Origin of the sequence: Sphingomonas oligophenolica, assembly GCF_006438955.1 — a bacterium.
Lineage (GTDB): Bacteria > Pseudomonadota > Alphaproteobacteria > Sphingomonadales > Sphingomonadaceae > Sphingomonas > Sphingomonas oligophenolica_A.
On sequence record NZ_RCZK01000002.1, the window covers coordinates 255,799 to 272,992 of the forward strand.

Sequence of the window (17,194 nt, forward strand, 5' to 3'; positions counted from 1 at the left end):
TGTTACCGAACTGGACCCTGGAATCGTGACGCTGCGGCGCAGCACGCCATCCGGGCCGAGTCGGCGACATGGACGATAGCAATGACGGTTGAGATGACGATGACGAACAGTCAGACAATGTGGCGGAATTCCGGCAGAGACGGTGCAGCGGCTCCCGTCGACCAAGCCAACCCCGGACCGCTGATGGTCCCCGATCTCAACGTGATCTCAGGCGCACCGCAACCCGGCGCGAAAATGGCAGCCGACAAGAACCGCCCGTTCATCATCCGCTTCGGCAAGCATCTGCGCGGGGCGTTCGACCGGATGATCGCGTCGTCGTCGCTGGTGTCGAACGATCCCGTCCTCGACGTCCGCGATTTCGCCTGGACCCAGGCGCTGCGCGCGAACTGGGAAACGATCCGCGACGAGGCGACCGCGGTCGCTCTCCGGGGCGAGGCATCGCCGAGCCTCGCGACGATCAGCCCCGACCACCGCTCGATCGCGGAGGTCAACAAATGGCGGTCGTTCTTCCTGTGGGGCTATGGCTATCCGATCGACGAAAACCTCGCGCGCTGCCCCAAGACGCAGAAAATCGTCGAGGCGATTCCCGGGCTTAACAGCGCGTTTTTCTCGATCCTGGCGCCCGGCACCCACATCCCCGCGCATCGCGGCGTCACCAAGGGGCTGATCACCTGCCACCTCGGGCTGATCGTGCCGCGCGACGGCGATGTCCGGATGCGCGTCCACGATCGGATCGTGCGCTGGGCCGAAGGCGAGACTTTGGTGTTCGACGACACCTATCAACACGAAGTGTGGAACGACACCGCGGGCACCCGCGTCGTCCTGTTGATCCAGTTCGAACGCCCCTTGCGCAATCCCGGCCGTTGGATCGCGGACAAGTTCCTCCACGTCGTCCGCAAATCGGCGTTCGTCCAAGAAGCACGCGACAACATCTCGAGCTGGAACGCCGCAGTGAAGCAACTCGACGCCTGACACCCCAAATCCTCCCCGTTTGCGAGAGAGAAATGCTGTTCGGGCTGCGCTCTTCACCGCACCGCTTGATCCCCGCCCAGCGGCACGCCACATGTCGTCCATGCTGATCGAAACCGAGCCCACGCCCAACCCCGCCACGCTGAAGTTCTTGCCCGGTCGCCCGGTCATGACCAGCGGCACGCGCGACTTCGCCACCCCCGAAGAGGCGGAGGCGAGCCCGCTGGCGGAGGCGATCTTTAACTTGGGCGACGTGACCGGCGTATTCTTCGGCAGCGACTTCATCTCGGTCACCGCCGCGCCCGGCGTGTCGTGGCCGGGGCTGAAACCCGACGTGCTCGCGATCCTGCTCGATCATTTCAGCGCCAACATGCCATTGTTCCGCCCGGGTGCGGCCAGCTTCTCGGTGCCAAGCGACGGGCCGCTGTCGACCGACGATCCCGCCGATGCGGAAATCATCGCGCAGATCCGCGAACTGATCGACACCCGCGTCCGCCCCGCGGTCGCCAACGACGGCGGCGACATCGTCTATCGCGGCTTCGACAAGGGCAAGGTGTTCCTCGCGATGCACGGCGCCTGCGCGGGCTGCCCATCGTCGACCGCGACGTTGAAGAACGGGATCGAACAATTGCTCCGCCACTATGTCCCCGAAGTCACCGAAGTGCGGGCGGTTTGATGGCGCCGATTGACGACGCTGCGCTCGACACGCTCTTTCGCCAGGCGCGAACCTATAATGGCTACACCGCCGATCCCGTTTCCGAAGCCGATCTCCACGCGATCTGGGATCTGATGAAGATGGGGCCGACCAGCGCCAACCAGCTGCCCGCGCGGCTGATGTGGTGCGTCAGCGACGACGCCAAGCAGCGACTCGCTGACTGCTGCTCGGCGCAGAACGCGCCCAAGGTGCTGAAGGCGCCAGTGTCGGTCGTGATCGGAATGGACATCGACTTCCACGAACATTTGCCCGAACTCTTCCCCCACGCCGATGCCAAATCCTGGTTCGAGGGCAATGAGGATCTCCGCAAGGAATCGGCGTTCCGCAATTCCTCCCTCCAGGGTGCGTATCTGATCATGGCGGCGCGCGCGCTCGGGCTCGACACCGGGCCGATGTCGGGGTTCGATGCCGACAAGATCAACGCCGCGTTCTTCGCCGACACGCCACGGGTCCGGGTCAACTTCATCTCGACGCTCGGCCACGGCGACCCCGCGACGATCTTCGACCGGTCGCCACGCCCCGCCTTCGCCAAGTTCAATTCGATCGCCTGACGTCGCCCGCGCGATGAGGACGCTCGTCATCGACACCGCCACCGCCGCCTGTTCGGTCGCACTCATCGATTCGGGCCGGGTGCTCGCTCGCGCGCATGACATCGTCGGGCGCGGGCATGCCGAACGGCTCATTCCAATGATCGCCGAGCTGCCCGACGGCGGTCGCGCGGCGCGCATCCTCGTCGATGTCGGGCCGGGCAGCTTTACCGGGGTCCGCGTCGGGATCGCCGCGGCGCGCGGATTGGCGCTGGGCTGGGGAGTGGCCGCAACCGGTTATTCCAGCGTCACGCTGATTGCGGCCGCCGGGTTCGCACGGCGCGATCTGTCCGAACTTGCGGTCGTGCTGGAGGGCGGGCATGGCGAGGTCTTCATGCAACTGTTCGCGCCCAACGCTGATACCCCCGGGGCCCGTGCGATCACGCCCCTCGCCTCGCGCCAACCCGCGGCGGCGCTCGCGCTGCTCGGCCCGCGGCCCGCGGTCGGCAACGGCGTCCACCGCCTGCTCGCGCTCGATCCGGCGATCGATGCCGAGGAGGTACTCCCCGACGCTGCCGATGCGATCCTGCTCGCCGACGAACCCTTGCCCCCCACCCCGATCTACGGCCGCGCGCCCGATGCGAAGCTGCCTGGCGGCGTGGTGCCGTGATGGCGACGCGCACGATCACGCTGCGCACCGGCGACGCGCGCGACATCGCAATCGTCGAGACGCTGATGACCGCCGCGTTCGAACCGCGCTACGGCGAGGCCTGGACCCGCGGGCAATGCATGGGGGTGATCGCGATGCCCGGCGTCCGCCTCACGCTCGCGACGGTCGACGACGCGGCCGCGGGCTTCGCGCTGATCCGCAGCGTGGCGGACGAGGCGGAACTGCTGCTCCTCGCGGTTGCGCCCGGCTTTCGCCGTCGCGGGGTCGGCACCGCGTTGCTGCGCGCGGTTTCGGGCGAATGTGCCGCGAACGGGGTCAAGGATTTTCATCTCGAGGTGCGCGCGGGCAATGACGCGATTGCCCTCTACACCGCGCACGGCTTCACCAAGGTCGGCGAACGGCGCGGCTATTATCGCGGCGCGCAAGGGCAGGCTTACGACGCGCACACCTTTCGCAAGCCGCTCTGAGCTTCCTGCGAATCGATAGCACTTTTCGCAACAAGCGATCGCGCCTACATGGGGGCATGGCCCGCAAGATCGATCTCGAAGCGCTGTGCAATGAAAAGGGGCTGCGCATCACCGAACAGCGCCGCGTCATCGCGCGCGTCCTGTCCGAAGCCGAAGACCACCCCGATGTCGAAAAGGTCTATGAGCGCGCCTCCGCGATCGATCCCGGCATCTCGATCGCGACGGTGTATCGCACCGTCCGGCTGTTCGAAGAGGCGGGGATTCTCGATCGCCACGATTTCGGCGACGGGCGCTCGCGCTACGAACCCTCGCCTGAATCGCACCACGATCACCTGATCGATGTCGAGACCGGCAAGGTAACCGAATTCGTCGATCCCGAACTCGAACAATTGCAAAAGGCGATCGCCGAGAAACTCGGCTTCCGCCTCGTCGATCACCGCATGGAACTCTACGGCGTCGCGCTCAGCCGCAAGGACTGACGCGATCGGCGCCGTCCGCTTCACCTTCCGAATCGCGGCGCTGGTCGCCACCCTGGTCGCGGCGCTCGTGCTCCACGGGGTGTGGCGGCTGTTCCGCCTCACCAGTCCGTGGCCGCGCTTGTTCCTGGGCCTCGTCGCGCGAATCGTCGGCGCGCGCGCCCGAGTGATCGGTACGCCGCTGCGCCGCGACGTTGTGTTTGTATCGAACCACCAGAGCTGGGTCGACATCCTCGTGATCGCCGGCACCACCGGCAGCGCCTTCGTCGCCAAATCCGATTTGCGCAGCGTTCCGCTGGTCGGCTGGCTGTGTACGCTCAACCATACCATTTTCGTCTCCCGCGAGGATCGGCTCGGCATCGCCGCGCAGATCGACCAACTCCGCGCCGCGCTCGCGCAGGCCTGGCCGGTCACGTTGTTTCCCGAAGGCACGACGGGCGATGGCACCACGCTGCTGCCGTTCAAGGCCTCGCTGTTCGAGGTGCTCGACACCCCCCCGACCGGCGTCATGGTCCAGCCGATCCGGATCGATTACGGCGATGCGATGAGCGACCTCGCGTGGCTCGGCGACGAACCCGGCCAGGTCAACGCCACCCGCGTCCTGCGACGCTCCGGCTCGTTCCCCACGATCCTCCATTTCTGCGAACCCTTCGATCCTGCCACGTTCGACGGCCGCAAGGCGATCGCCGCCGAAGCGCGACGCCGGATCGAGACGCGCTGATCCTGCCCGCTCGCGGGGGGGGGGGGAGACCGTCGCGCGTCGATCGGCGCGACGGCGGAATAAGAACCGGCGCCGCCGCGTCACGTCCATGGCGATCGGTCGGTGGCGGGCTGTCTACCTCTCGGACAGTCACGGCCAACCGCATCGGCGCGCCATCGTGCGTCGGCTTATCGGATGAGCGAAAAGTTTATCGGCCAAATCATTAAAATACGGCCATAATATCATTACGGAGCCATCTCGTTCATCGCTCGTTCCATCATCATGGGTTATACCGAGCATAAGCGCGGGCTGAACCGCGAAATGGAGACGAGCATGATGCATCTAGGCCGCAAGGCTATCGTCGCGGCGCTGGCTGCGAGCACGTTGATGGTCGCGGGCTGCGCGACCGAAACCACCTATCGTCCCGCCACCGGACAAGGCTTTTCGCGCACCGGTTATAGCGAGCGTCAGATCGAGCCCGGGCATTTCCTGGTCAGCTTTGCGGGCAACAGCGTTACCTCGCGCGATACCGTCGAACGCTATCTGTTCTTCCACGCAGCCGAGCTGACCCTGCAAAACGGCTATGATTATTTCGTGATGGCGGATCGCAACACCGATTTGCAATCGCGCACCTATTCGACCGGTATCGGCGGCCCCGGTTGGGGCTATGGCGGGTTTGGCGGCTATTGGGGTCCGTCGTGGAACTTCTACGGTCGCGGTTATGGCTGGCGCCGATTCGGCGGTGGCTTCGGCTATGGCGGGTATGGCGGTTTTGGCGGATTCGACGACTTCGATGTCCGCACCATCGATCGCTACGATGCGACGGCCGAAATCGTGATGCGCAAGGGGCCGATCCCGCGCGACAACCTGCGCGCCTTCGACGCCCGCAAGGTCGTCGACAGCATCGGGCCGAGCATCATCCTGCCGAAGTAACGCCGCAGGCCGACGTCGACGAAAAAGAAAGGCCGGGTTACCGCGAGGTAGCCCGGCCTTTTCGCATGCCGATGTCAGGCGGTGACCGCGCCGTGACAATGTTTGTACTTGCGTCCCGATCCGCACGGACACGGCGCATTGCGGTTGACCCGGCCTTCCCAGTCGGCGGGGTCCTCGCCCATGTCGACCGCGTCGGGGCGCGGCATCTGCAGCGGCGGCAACTGGCTCGAAATCAGTCCCAGCGACCCCGCATCGATATCCGCCGAATTGTCCTCGCCGGTGAACGGGTCGAAATGGGTGGTGATGAAATCGGGCAGCTCGGGAAGCTCGGTCGGCATCTGCAGCTGGAATTGCGCGTGCGCGATCGTCTTGGTCACGTCGAGCCGGATCGAATCGAGCATCCGCTGGAACAGGCTGAACGCCTCCTGCTTATATTCGTTGATCGGCGTCTTCTGCGCATAGGCGCGCAGATGGACGACCTGGCGTAGCGCATCGAGCGTCGCCAGATGCTCCTTCCAGTGATGGTCGAGATTCTGCAGCAGGATCGACTTTTCGACCTGGATCCAGGTGTCGGGCTCGAGACTGGCGGCCTTCTCGCCGACCATCGCATCGGCGGCTTCGCGGACGCGCTGCTCGACCAGCTCGGGATCGATCGCCTCTTCCTCCAGCCACGCGTCGACCGGGCAATCGAGGTTGAGCACCTCGACCAGCTGCTCCTTCATCCCCGCAACGTTCCATTGTTCGGGATAACTGCCTACCGGGCATGCCTCGCCGACGATGACGTTCACCGTCTCGGCGCGCATGTCCTCGACGAAATCGCTCACCGCATCGGCGTCCATGATGTCGGCGCGCTGTTCATAGATCACCTTGCGCTGATCGTTCATCACATCATCATATTCGACGACCTGCTTGCGGATGTCGTAGTTGCGCGCCTCAACCTTCTTCTGCGCGGTCTCGATCGCCTTGGTCAGCCACTTCGACCCGATCGCCTCGCCGTCCTCGATGTTGTTGCGCATCATCTTGGCAAACAGGGTGTCGGGGCCGAAGATACGCAGCAGATCGTCGTCGAGGCTGAGGTAGAAGCGCGACAGCCCGGGATCGCCTTGGCGCCCCGACCGCCCGCGCAGCTGGTTGTCGATCCGGCGGCTCTCATGGCGTTCGGTGCCGAGCACGAACAGCCCGCCAGCGGCGAGCACCTCGGCCTTTTCGACGACGATCTCGGCGCGTACCTGCTCGATTTGCGCGGCATAGTCGGGGGTGCCGGGGACGAATTCGGGGAACTCGTCGAGCATCCGGAATTCGGGGTTGCCGCCCAGCTGAATATCGGTGCCGCGTCCCGCCATGTTGGTCGCGATCGTCACCGCGGACTTGCGCCCCGCCTGCGCGACGATGTGCGCTTCCATCTCGTGGTAGCGCGCGTTGAGCACCTTGTGGTCGACATCCTCCTGGACGAGGAATTGCGACAGCAGCTCCGATTTCTCGATCGAGACCGTCCCGACCAGCACGGGCTGTCCCTTCAGCGCATGCTCGCGGATCTTCTTGGCGATCGCGCGGAACTTGTCGTGCTTGTCCTTGTAGAATTCATCCTCCTCGTCGACCCGCTTGACGGGGACGTTGGTCGGGATCGACACGACGTTCATCTTGTAGATGTCGTAGAATTCCGCCGCCTCGGTCGCCGCGGTGCCGGTCATCCCCGACAGCTTGGGGTACATCCGGAAATAATTCTGGAAGGTGATCGACGCCATCGTCTGGTTCTCGGGCTCGATCTCGACGCCCTCCTTCGCTTCGACCGCCTGGTGGAGCCCGTCGGACCAGCGCCGCCCGTCCATCATCCGCCCGGTGAATTCGTCGATGATGATGACCTTGCCGTCCTTGACGATATAATCGGTGTCCGCCTTGAACATCATGTTCGCGCGCAGCGCCTGGTTGAGATGGTGGACGACCTGAGTGTTCTCGAAATCGTAGAGATTCTGCCCCTCCAGATGCCCGGCTGCCTCGAGCATCCGCTCGACCTTCTCGGTGCCGTCCTCGGTCAGGATGATCGACTTCTGCTTCTCGTCCTTCTCGTAATCGATCTCGTCGAGCTGTTTCACGACCGCATCGACCTGGAGATAGAGTTCGGACTTGTCGTCGGTCGGGCCGGAGATGATCAGCGGGGTGCGAGCCTCATCGATCAGCACCGAATCGACCTCGTCGACGATCGCCATCGCAAACGGCCGCTGGACCATCGACGCGCGCTCGTACTTCATGTTGTCGCGCAGATAATCGAAGCCGAATTCATTGTTGGTGCCGTAGGTGATGTCGGCGGCATAGGCATCGCGGCGCTGTTCGTCGGTCAGGTTGGGGATGATGACCCCGACGGTCAGCCCCAGGAACTTGTAGACCTGCCCCATCCAGTCGGCATCGCGCGCGGCGAGGTAATCGTTGACGGTGATGACGTGGACGCCGTCGCCCGGCAGCGCGTTGAGATAGGTCGCGAGCGTCGCGACCAGCGTCTTGCCCTCGCCGGTCCGCATCTCCGCGATCTCACCGCGGTGGAGGACGATCCCGCCGACCATCTGGACATCGTAATGTCGCTGGCCAAGCACGCGGCTCGCGGCTTCCCGCACCGTCGCGAAGGCTTCGGGCAGCAGATCGTCGAGCGTGCTGCCATTGGCGATCCGCTCGCGAAACACCACGGTCTGGTTGGCCAGCGTCGCATCGTCCATCGCCTGCAGCGCAGGCTCGAAGGTCGCGACTTTCGCCACCAGGGGGTTGAGCGATTTGACGTAGCGATCGTTCGACGAACCGAACAAGGATTTGGCGAGGCCACCGAACATGGGCGAATTCCTATATTTATATGACGGCGCGCGCCGACGCGGGCGCAGCGAACGTGAAAAAGGTGGAGCAGCGGGGCGATAGCCCCGCGACCGAAGCGCTATTCGCGGCGGCGGTTGGTCAACAGCGTTGCGGCGGGCACGAGCGCGAAACGAGGAAGCCCCAGCGCCATCGCCGCGACATCGACCATCGTGGCGACCGCGTGATCGGGCCGCGCCGCCGCCCGCGCCACCGCGACCGACGCCGGGGCGGGATCCGCCAGCCGATGACTGATCGCCGCAGGCTCCGCGGCGACGCGCGCCCCCGACGAGACGCCGGTCAGCGCCGACAGCAGCGCGGAAAGGAGGAGCAGCAGGTTCACGATCCCGCCGACATAGGCACTGCTACGCGGTTCGTCCACGCCAAAGCACCCAGCGTCGCAGGAAGGCAGCGGCAGTGACGGTTCACTAGACGGCACGCAGCGACAGGACCGGCACCGGTTATCCGTCACTGCCCACCGTCACCGATATTTCCCCCGCTACCCCAACCCCCTATAGCGCGGGGCATGACCGACACCAGCCGCTCCCCGCTCGCGCCCCCCGCGTTCCCCGATCTGCCCGCGGTCGGGGGTGTCGAACTCCGGGTCGCCCGCGCGCGTTACAAGGACTGGAACCGGTGCGACCTCACCTTCGCGACGCTGGCCGAGGGCACGACCGTCGCCGGCGTGCTAACGCAAAGCAAATGTCCCTCCCCCGAGGTCGAATGGTGCCGCAAGGCGCTGACGCTTGGCCAGGCTCGCGCGCTCATCGTCAATGCGGGCAATTCGAACGCCTTCACCGGCCAGCGGGGGCGCGCCGCGGTGGAAGCGATCGCGGCGCGCACCGCGGGGCAGCTCGGCTGCCAGCCATCGAACGTCTTCGTTGCCTCGACCGGGGTCATCGGCGTGCCGCTGCCGATCGACAAGGCGGAGGCCGGGCTCGATGCCGCCTTCACCGCACAATTATGCGACTGGCGCGCCGCCGCCGAGACGATCGGGACGACCGACACCTACCCCAAGGGCGCGACGACCAGCGCGATCGTCGATGGTCGCCGCGTGACCTTGGTCGGGATCATCAAGGGATCGGGGATGATCGCGCCCGACATGGCGACGATGCTCGGCTTCGTCTTCACCGACGCCGCAGTCGAGGCAGGGTTCCTCCAAGCAGCGCTCGCCGCCGCCAACGCCCCCAGCTTTTCGTGCATCACCGTCGACGGCGACACCTCGACGAGCGACACCGTCCTCGCCTTCGCGACCGGCGCGGCGGGCAATGCACCGCTGGTCGATGACGACAGCCCGGGCGCCGACGCGTTTCGCGCAGCGCTCGCCGATCTGTGCCACCAGCTCGCGATGCTCGTCGTCCGCGACGGCGAGGGCGCGACCAAGCTGATCGAAATCGCGGTGACGGGAGCCGAGAGCGACCGCAGCGCACACCGCGTTGCGATGAGCATCGCCAACTCCCCGCTCGTGAAGACCGCGATCGCGGGCGGTGACGCCAACTGGGGCCGCGTCGTGATGGCAGTAGGCAAGGCGGGCGAACCCGCCGAGCGCGACCGGCTCGCGATCCGCTTCGGCGAAACCCAGGTCGCGCGCGGCGGGCTCGCGGTCGAGGAGTACGACGAAGCCCCCGTCGCCGCGCATCTGGCAGGCCATGAGGTCGAGATCGGGGTCGACCTGGGCCTAGGCGATGGCCGCGCGACCGTGTGGGCGTGCGATCTCACCCATGGCTACATCTCGATCAACGCCGATTATCGAAGTTGAGGTGACCGCGGCGCTGATCCCGGAGCTATACGTCGACGACATCGACCGCAGCGTCAGCTTTTATGTCCAGCTTGGATTTAGCATTCTGTACGCCCGCGCGACCGAGCGTTTCGCGATGCTGGAGCGTGACGGCGCGCAGATAATGATCGAGGAGCCCATCGGTCGCACGTTCCTAATCCACCCGCTTTCACATCCACGCGGTAGCGGTGTCAGCTTTCAGATCGCTGTGACGTCCATCGACGGTCTGTGGAAAGCCATCCCCGCAGGTACGACTATCGTGCTGCCGATCGAGCGTCATGCGTACCAGCGAGACGCGGATTCCGTCCGGGTCCGGCAATTCGTGATTGCGGACCCGGACGGGTATTTACTGCGGTTCAGCGAGACGATCGCCTGAAGTCAGGCGAGTTCGCCCTCCAGCCACGCCTTGATCCGCCCCTTGGGCTCGGCGCCGACCTTGGTTGCCGCGGGCGCACCGTCCTTGAACAGGATCATCGTCGGGATGCCGCGGACGCCGTATTTACCGGGCGCGTCGGGGTTTTCGTCGATGTTGAGCTTGGCGATCGTCACTTGTTCGCCGAGTTCGTTCGAAATCTCTTCGAGGCTCGGCCCGATCATCTTGCACGGCCCGCACCATTCCGCCCAGAAATCGACGAGCACGGGGCCGTCGGCGTTGAGAACGTCGGTTTCGAAGCTCGCGTCGGTGATCTGCTTGGTCGCCATGAAATTTCTCCTTGTCGGATCCTATCTAGGATCGGGGGTGCGATGGCTCAACCGGCGAGCGGCTAGCTTTGCTCCGTCGCCGCGAAGCCGGGCTTGTCGGTGGCCAGCATCGCGGCGGGCAGGACATGGAGCCGCGGCCCCGCGGTGTAGAGCAGCGCCGCCTCGATCCGCCGGTCGGGAAAGATCACGCCCAAGGCGGCGGCATAGGCCGCCATCTGGCGCCGGTGATAGCGCGGGATGTCGTCGATCGTCGCGGGCACCCGCCGCCCGGTCTTGAAGTCGATTACGCGCACCACATCGGCGGTGACGAGCAGCCGGTCCACCGTCCCCGATACGACCAGGCCATCGCCGAGCGTCGCCGCGATCGGGGCTTCGGCCAGCGCGCCGTCGCCGAACAGATCGGCAAACCGCGGATCGTCGATGACCGCCAGGACATCCGCCACGATCGCGTCGCGCACCGCGGGATCGTCGACCCCGCCCGCCTGTTCCAGCCACCGCACCGCGGCGCTGGCGCGCGCAGCGGAGGCAACCGGGGGCAATCTTTCGAACAGCGCGTGGATCAACCGCCCACGAATCGCCGCGGCCTCCGCGGCAGGCCCCGGCGGCGGCTCGCTCACCGCATCCTCGCCGAGCGACGACGGCGAGAGCGGTCGCGACGGACGCGCCTCGATCGGCGCGGGCTCGCGCGCCCACGCCGGGACGGGCGCGACCGGTTCGTCGGCGCGGCGCGGCGGCGGCGCGCGTTCCACCGGATCGGTCGGCGCGACACCGGTGAAGCGGCGCACGCCATCGGCATCGGCGACACCTAGCGCGGCGAACGCGCGCGACGCGGCGGCGTACCAGCTGGCTTCCGGCGGGGCCCCCCGCGCGCGAACCCCCAGCGCCCCTGCGATCACCAGCCGTTCTTCCGCGCGGGTCGCGGCGACGTAGAACAACCGCCAGTGCTCCTCCAATTCGCGAGTCTCGATCGCCACGATCGCGGCGTCGAGCGGCCCGCCACGCTCGGCGCTGCGCGGGCGGAAAATCGGGATCGGCGGCGCGCCGGGTTCGGGGCTCCACTGGACGAGCGCGCGCGGCGCAGCATTGGGGTCGGCGGTCGCGTCGGCCAGGATGACCAGCGGCGCCTGCAGGCCCTTCGCGCCATGCGCGGTCATCACCCGCACCGCGTCGAGCGGTGCCGACGCGTCGCGGACGATGTCGACATCGCCGCGGTCGAACCAGTCGAGGAACCGCTGGAGCGACGGCGTCGAGGTCGTCTCGAACGCGAGCGCGGCGTTGAGCAATTCTTCGATCGGATCGCGTGCCTCCGCCCCCAAGCGGCGGATCAGCTTGCGTCGCCCGTCCATCGCGCCGGTCAGCAGCTCTTCGAGGAACTGATAAGCGGTCGCGAAATCCGCGCGCGCCAGCATCCTGCGCAACGGCGCGAGACGGTCTTCCGCCTGCGTCCGCCCCAGATGCCGCCACAGGCTGCCATGGTCGCGCCGCGCGGCGTGCATCAGTTCGTCCTGCGTCCAGCCGATCAGCGGCGACACCAGCAGCGATGCGAGGCTGAGATCGTCGTCGGGCTGGAGCACGAAGCGGATCGCGGCAAGCAGGTCCTGCACCGCCAGCGGCGCATTGAGCCGCAGCCGATCAACCCCCGCGACCGGCACGCCCTCGGCATAGAGCCGCGCCACGAGCAGCGACGCGAGATCGCCGCGCCGCTTGACCAGGATCATCACATCCTCGGGGCGCAACGCGCGCCCCTTGCTGCCGAGCATCAGCCCCTCGTCGAGCCACGCCTTCACCGCTTTCGCGACGCGCGACGCCTGTTCGCGCACCGCGTCGTCGACCCACGCCTCTTCGTCCTCGTCGTTGCCGCCGACGACCGCGGGCGGCCAGAGTTCGACGATTCCGGGACCCGGCACCTCCGACGCGTGCGTCTCGATCGCACCCACCGCGCCCAGCCCCGGCTCGCCCGCCGCCGCCACCGCGGCATCGACGAATTCGAGCACCGGGCGTGTCGATCGAAACGACTGCGTCAACGACAGCCGATCGAACGGCAGCCCGCGCTCGTGATCGGGCCAATCCTCGGGGCGTTCGATCTCGGCGGCACGGCCCGCAAAATGCTGTTCCGCCGCCTGGAAATTGATCGGGTCGGTGCCCTGAAATCCAAAGATCGCCTGCTTGTAGTCGCCGACGGTGAACAGTGTCCGCGTCGAGGGTGCATAGATGCCGCGCCCGACGAAGAATTCATCCGCCAACGCGCGCACGATCCGCCACTGCGCGGCATTGGTATCCTGCGCCTCGTCGATCAGCACATGCTCGGTCACCGAATCGAGCTTGTAGCGGACCCACTCGCCGATCCCCGGCTGGTCGAGCAGCGCGACGACGGTCTGGATCAGATCGTCGAAATCGACCGCGCCCGTGCGCCGCTTCGCCGCGGCATAGGCGCGGGCGTATTCGCGCCCGACCTCGAGCCCCGCCGCGAGCAGGTCGGCATAAGCGGCGCGGAGTTCGAGGCTGAGCAGCGCGGTGCATTCCGCGCCGATTTCCGCCGCCATCGCCTCGTAATCGGGATCGGCGTCGATCAGCTTCTTCGACGCCTTGCGCGGTTCGTTCTTAGCGGTGAAGACGATTCCCTTGAGGTCGTCGAGCGACAGCGCGCGCGCCGCGGGGGCCGCCGCGAGCCACCCGTCGATCGTCGTCGCATGGCCGACCCCGGTTGCGGTCGCCCAAACCCGATTGGCGTCGCCGATCCGCCGGATCGCGTCGGAATCGAGCGCGTCACACCCCGCCGCGACCGCCTCGGCGACATCGCCCTGCGGCAGATCGAGCGCGCGCCGTAACCACGGCTGGATTCCCGACGGCAGTTCTTCGAGCGCGGTGAGCGATCGCGCGCATTGACGCAGAAAACTCTCGGCGCCGCCCTCCCCCATCCTCAAGCTCAGCGCCCCGATCACCTCGATCGGCCGCTCGCGCCCTGTCACCTCCGCCTCGCTCAGCATCGCCGCCAGCGTCTCGCGCGCCAGCACCGCCTCCTCGCGCGGTTCGAGCGGGCGGAATCCCGGGGTCAGCCCCGCTTCGACCGGGAACGCGGCGAGCAAGCTTTGGCAAAAGCCGTGGATCGTCTGGATGCGCAGCCCCCCGCCGGGCGCGTCGAGCACCTTGGCGAACAGAGTGCGTGCGGCGCTGATCTGTTGGGGTCGCCCCGGCTCGCCCAGCGCGTGGAGATCGCGCGCGAGCTGCGGACCCGGCATCCGCACCCACGCGGCCAGCCGCGCGTTGATCCGCTGCGCCATCTCCGCCGCGCCTGCCTTGGTGAAGGTCAGCGCCAGGATCGCCGACGGATCGACCCCGCGTAGCAACAACCGGAATACGCGCGCGGCGAGCACCTGCGTCTTGCCGGTGCCCGCCGATGCCGACAGCCAGACATGCGCATTGGGGTCGCTCGCGGCCTGTTGCGCGCCCTTCAGCGGGGGAAGCGGACGAACCTCAGTCACGGCCATACCATTCGTCGCGGCGCATCAGCTGGTCGTATTCGGCATAGGGCGCGTATTCGGGGACCAGCTTGGCGGTGAAGGGCTCGTCGCCGGTCAGCCACCGCGCCGCCGCCTCGACGAAGCGATCGTGCGCGATGCGGGTGAAATCGGCGGTCACAATCCGATCCTTCTTGCCGTCCGCGTCGACCGGGGTCGCGACATAGCCAAAGCCGTCCTTGCTGCGTCCCAGCGACCAATATTCGAACGCGTCGACCTTGCCGCGCAGCCCGTCGAACCCGCCCTGCTCCGCGATCCACCCGAGCATCCCGAGCTGCAGGCTGAACCCCTCGCGCACCGCCTTGGTCGAGGGCGGCTTGCCGGTCTTGTAATCGACGATACCCAGCGTGCCGTCGGCGAGCCGGTCGACCCGGTCATAGCGCCCGCTCAGCGTCACCCCCGCGATTCCGATCTCGCCCTTCCCCTCCGCGCTGAGGACAACGCGTCCCACCGCTGCATCGTCGGCGACGCGGGTCGCGATCCAGTCGATCGCCTCCATCAGCCGCGGCCGCCACAGCGCGCGCAGCATCGGGTGCGTCGCGGCGTCGCCGAGCATCGCGAGCGCCAGCGGCCGCAGCGCATCGATCGCGCAGGCATGATCGGTCCACCATCGTTCGAGGATGTCGTGGACCGCATTGCCGCGCCACGCCGCGCTCGGATCGGCATCGACCGGGTCGAGCGGCATCAGCCCCAGGATGCGCCGTGCGTAAAAGGCGTAGGGGTCTGCCTTTAGCCGATCGATCTCGGTCACCGAAATCCGCGTCGGGCGGTGATCGGGCATCGGCGCGGGGCGCTCGGCTGGGAGATGCTCGCCCGGATCGTCGAGCGCGCGCGTCCACGCCTCGATCTCGCGCGCCCGCTCGAACCGGTCGCCCGCCATCGCCTGCAACCGCAGCCACAGCCGCGACGCCAGCGTCGGCGACGACGCATCGCGGCGCGCACGCGTGATCAGCACCGCGGGTGCACCAAGCGCCTGGCCGAAATCATGCGCCGCAACCCCGATCGCGCGGTCGAGCCCGGGCAATCCGAGTTCGACGCGAATCCGCGGTGCCAGCCACGGATCGGGCGCAGGCCTTCCCGGCCACACCCCCTCGTTCAGCCCGCCGAGGATGATCACATCCGCGCTCTGGAGCCGTGCCTCGATCAACCCGTAGATCGCAAGGCGCGGGTGCCCGCCCTGCTGCGGGCGCACCGCGATCTCGGCGAGCAGCGTCTGGAGCAGCGGCGCAACCCCGTCGGGGTCGATCCGCGGCGGCCCGCGATCCGCTTCCGCCTCGAGATCGGCGAGGAAATCCGACGCCGCGCGACCCGCCGGCCCCGCCCATAGCTCGTCGCCGCACAGTACCGCCGCGGTCTCGCGCAGCACCGCGATCATCGCGGCGAGCGGCTGGTCGCCCCGTCCGAACGCGGCTTCCAATGGGGCCAACATTGCGCTGCTCTCGCGCCACCACGCCGCGGTGTCCGCCTTGCCGAGATGCTCGGCGAGCCCGCCAAGCCCCGCCGCGGGGCGCGGCCCGCGCAGCGCGCGATCGAGGCGGCGGACCTGATCGAGCCAGGCCAGCCGTCGCTCGCCGCTCTGCACCAGCGGATGCTTGAGCAACGCCAGCAGCGCGAGCGGCGCGAACCGCTGCGCCGCCGCCTCGGCGAGCGCCAGCAGCAACGTGCCCGGCGGCAGGATCGACAGCGGTCGCCCCGCGCTGTCATCGATCGCGATCCCCCAGCGCGTGCAATGCGCCGCGACCCGCCGCGCCAGCCCGCGATCGGGAGTGACGAGCGCGGCGGTACGCCCCTCGGTCTCCAATGCCTCGCGCAGCGCCAGCGCAATCCCCTGCGCTTCCTCGGCAGGGCTCGCGAACTCGGCGGCCTCGACTTCCGACAGGCGGCGATCCTCGGCCTTCAGCGCGGTCCATTTGCCCGTAAACGCGGCGGGCGCGAGCGCGTTGGCGATCGCCCGCCCCCGCGCGCTCCCCGCGTCGGGACCCGACCCGCCGCGCCACGCCAGTACCTCGCCGCGCGCGGCGCCCATCCGGTCGAGCAACAGCTTCAGGTGGAATTGCGGGTGCGTCTCGATCGATCGCGTGACGAACCCCGTCGTCGGATCGGCATCGTGCGGGCCGAGCGCGTCCCATTCCTCGTCCGCCAGCGCCAGGTCGAGCCCCGCGAACACCGTCTGGCCGGTCGACAAATCGGCGACGCACCGCAACAGCCGCGCGACCGCAGGGGCGCTATCGGTGATGCCCGCCGCGACGACGAACCCGGTCGGGGGCGCGTCCCGCCAGCGCGCGGCCAGCCGATCGAGCAGCAATATCCGCCGCGTCGCGGCATCGATCCGCCCGAGCCGCGCCAACTCGCCGGGCCAGCGATCGAGCACCACCGCAAAGGTCGCGAGCGCGCGCTGCCAATGTTCGGTGAGTTCGGGGGCGAGATCGAGCGTGCGCAACGCGGCGGGCGCAACCTCCTCGACCAGCAACTGGTCGAGCGTGCGGCACAGTTCGCCCGCCAGCCGCACCGCCTCGGCCGCGTCGACCGGTGCCCCCGCCGCGCGGCGTTCCTCGCCGACCAGCCGCGCGAGGATCATCCGCCGCTGCATCGGCGCGATCGCCGGGGGCGGCGGGTCGTCGGCATCGACCGGATCGAGCGCCGCGCCGATCGCCTCGCCCAGATCGGGACTGCCCAGCGGCACCAGCCGAGGCAGCAGCAACCCGCCGCCGCTCGCGCGCACGAACGCGTCGGTCATCGCGCGCACCGCGCGGTTGTTCGGCAACAGGATCAGCCCACGCGCCAGCGCCAGCGGGTCGTCCCCCGCCTGCCGCATCAGCCCTCGGGCCAAGGTATCGGCGAACGCTCGGTGCGCCGGAATGGTGAACACGCGCGGCGCTACCGATCCGGCGCGCGCCTCAGCCAC

Annotated in this window: 15 protein-coding genes; 10 read left to right on the plus strand and 5 right to left on the minus strand. The window is 67.7% G+C overall.

What is annotated here, in order from left to right; all coding sequences use genetic code 11:
- The first annotated feature begins 183 nt into the window (after positions 1-183).
- From EAH84_RS04000 to EAH84_RS04035, 8 genes are all read left to right on the plus strand, one after another.
- The gene (locus tag EAH84_RS04000) at positions 184-972 is read left to right on the plus strand and encodes an aspartyl/asparaginyl beta-hydroxylase domain-containing protein (protein ID WP_140868029.1); all 789 of its coding nucleotides are present in this window, start codon (positions 184-186) and stop codon (positions 970-972) included.
- A gap of 100 nt (positions 973-1,072) precedes the next feature.
- Positions 1,073-1,645 (plus strand): NifU family protein, encoded by a 573-nt coding sequence (locus tag EAH84_RS04005; protein ID WP_140868475.1) that lies wholly within the window; start codon positions 1,073-1,075, stop codon positions 1,643-1,645.
- Positions 1,645-2,235 carry a malonic semialdehyde reductase gene (locus tag EAH84_RS04010; RefSeq protein ID WP_194150354.1) on the plus strand — a complete coding sequence of 197 codons (591 nt, stop codon included), beginning with the start codon at positions 1,645-1,647 and terminating at the stop codon, positions 2,233-2,235. Before EAH84_RS04005 ends, EAH84_RS04010 begins: the two co-directional genes overlap by 1 nt.
- A 13-nt stretch (positions 2,236-2,248) precedes the next feature.
- Positions 2,249-2,881: a tRNA (adenosine(37)-N6)-threonylcarbamoyltransferase complex dimerization subunit type 1 TsaB gene (gene tsaB, locus EAH84_RS04015; protein WP_140868035.1), complete on the plus strand. Its 633-nt coding sequence runs from the start codon at positions 2,249-2,251 to the stop codon at positions 2,879-2,881.
- Positions 2,881-3,348 carry a GNAT family N-acetyltransferase gene (locus tag EAH84_RS04020; RefSeq protein WP_140868038.1) on the plus strand — a complete coding sequence of 156 codons (468 nt, stop codon included), beginning with the start codon at positions 2,881-2,883 and terminating at the stop codon, positions 3,346-3,348. The genes tsaB and EAH84_RS04020 overlap by 1 nt, the downstream gene beginning before the upstream one ends.
- A 56-nt stretch (positions 3,349-3,404) precedes the next feature.
- On the plus strand, positions 3,405-3,827 hold the full coding sequence (locus EAH84_RS04025) for a Fur family transcriptional regulator (protein WP_140868041.1): 423 nt from the start codon (positions 3,405-3,407) through the stop codon (positions 3,825-3,827).
- Between the two features lie 67 nt (positions 3,828-3,894).
- Positions 3,895-4,545, plus strand: coding sequence for a lysophospholipid acyltransferase family protein (locus EAH84_RS04030; protein ID WP_241656447.1), 651 nt, complete (start codon positions 3,895-3,897; stop codon positions 4,543-4,545).
- Between the two features lie 312 nt (positions 4,546-4,857).
- Positions 4,858-5,457 (plus strand): CC0125/CC1285 family lipoprotein, encoded by a 600-nt coding sequence (locus EAH84_RS04035; RefSeq protein ID WP_140868047.1) that lies wholly within the window; start codon positions 4,858-4,860, stop codon positions 5,455-5,457.
- 74 nt (positions 5,458-5,531) lie between these two features.
- Here EAH84_RS04035 and secA read toward each other — a convergent pair whose 3' ends face one another.
- Both secA and EAH84_RS04045 read right to left on the minus strand, forming a co-directional pair.
- Positions 5,532-8,276 carry a preprotein translocase subunit SecA gene (secA, locus tag EAH84_RS04040; protein WP_140868050.1) on the minus strand — a complete coding sequence of 915 codons (2,745 nt, stop codon included), beginning with the start codon at positions 8,274-8,276 and terminating at the stop codon, positions 5,532-5,534.
- A gap of 98 nt (positions 8,277-8,374) precedes the next feature.
- The gene (locus EAH84_RS04045) at positions 8,375-8,674 is read right to left on the minus strand and encodes a hypothetical protein (RefSeq protein ID WP_241656448.1); all 300 of its coding nucleotides are present in this window, start codon (positions 8,672-8,674) and stop codon (positions 8,375-8,377) included.
- A gap of 144 nt (positions 8,675-8,818) precedes the next feature.
- Between EAH84_RS04045 and argJ the strand changes: the two genes are divergently transcribed.
- A complete protein-coding gene (argJ, locus tag EAH84_RS04050; protein ID WP_140868053.1) occupies positions 8,819-10,051 on the plus strand; it encodes a bifunctional glutamate N-acetyltransferase/amino-acid acetyltransferase ArgJ in 1,233 nt (410 codons plus the stop codon).
- Position 10,052: 1 nt separating this feature from the next.
- Positions 10,053-10,445, plus strand: coding sequence for a VOC family protein (locus tag EAH84_RS04055; protein WP_140868056.1), 393 nt, complete (start codon positions 10,053-10,055; stop codon positions 10,443-10,445).
- Between the two features lie 2 nt (positions 10,446-10,447).
- On the opposite strand, the gene trxA is transcribed toward EAH84_RS04055, so the two are convergent.
- The 3 genes from trxA to addB form a co-directional block, all read right to left on the minus strand.
- Positions 10,448-10,771, minus strand: a complete 324-nt coding sequence (gene trxA, locus EAH84_RS04060) for a thioredoxin TrxA (protein WP_140868059.1) — start codon at positions 10,769-10,771, stop codon at positions 10,448-10,450.
- Positions 10,772-10,833: 62 nt separating this feature from the next.
- Positions 10,834-14,259, minus strand: coding sequence for a double-strand break repair helicase AddA (gene addA / locus EAH84_RS04065; protein WP_140868062.1), 3,426 nt, complete (start codon positions 14,257-14,259; stop codon positions 10,834-10,836).
- The gene (gene addB / locus EAH84_RS04070; protein WP_140868064.1) at positions 14,246-17,194 is read right to left on the minus strand and encodes a double-strand break repair protein AddB; all 2,949 of its coding nucleotides are present in this window, start codon (positions 17,192-17,194) and stop codon (positions 14,246-14,248) included. Before addB ends, addA begins: the two co-directional genes overlap by 14 nt.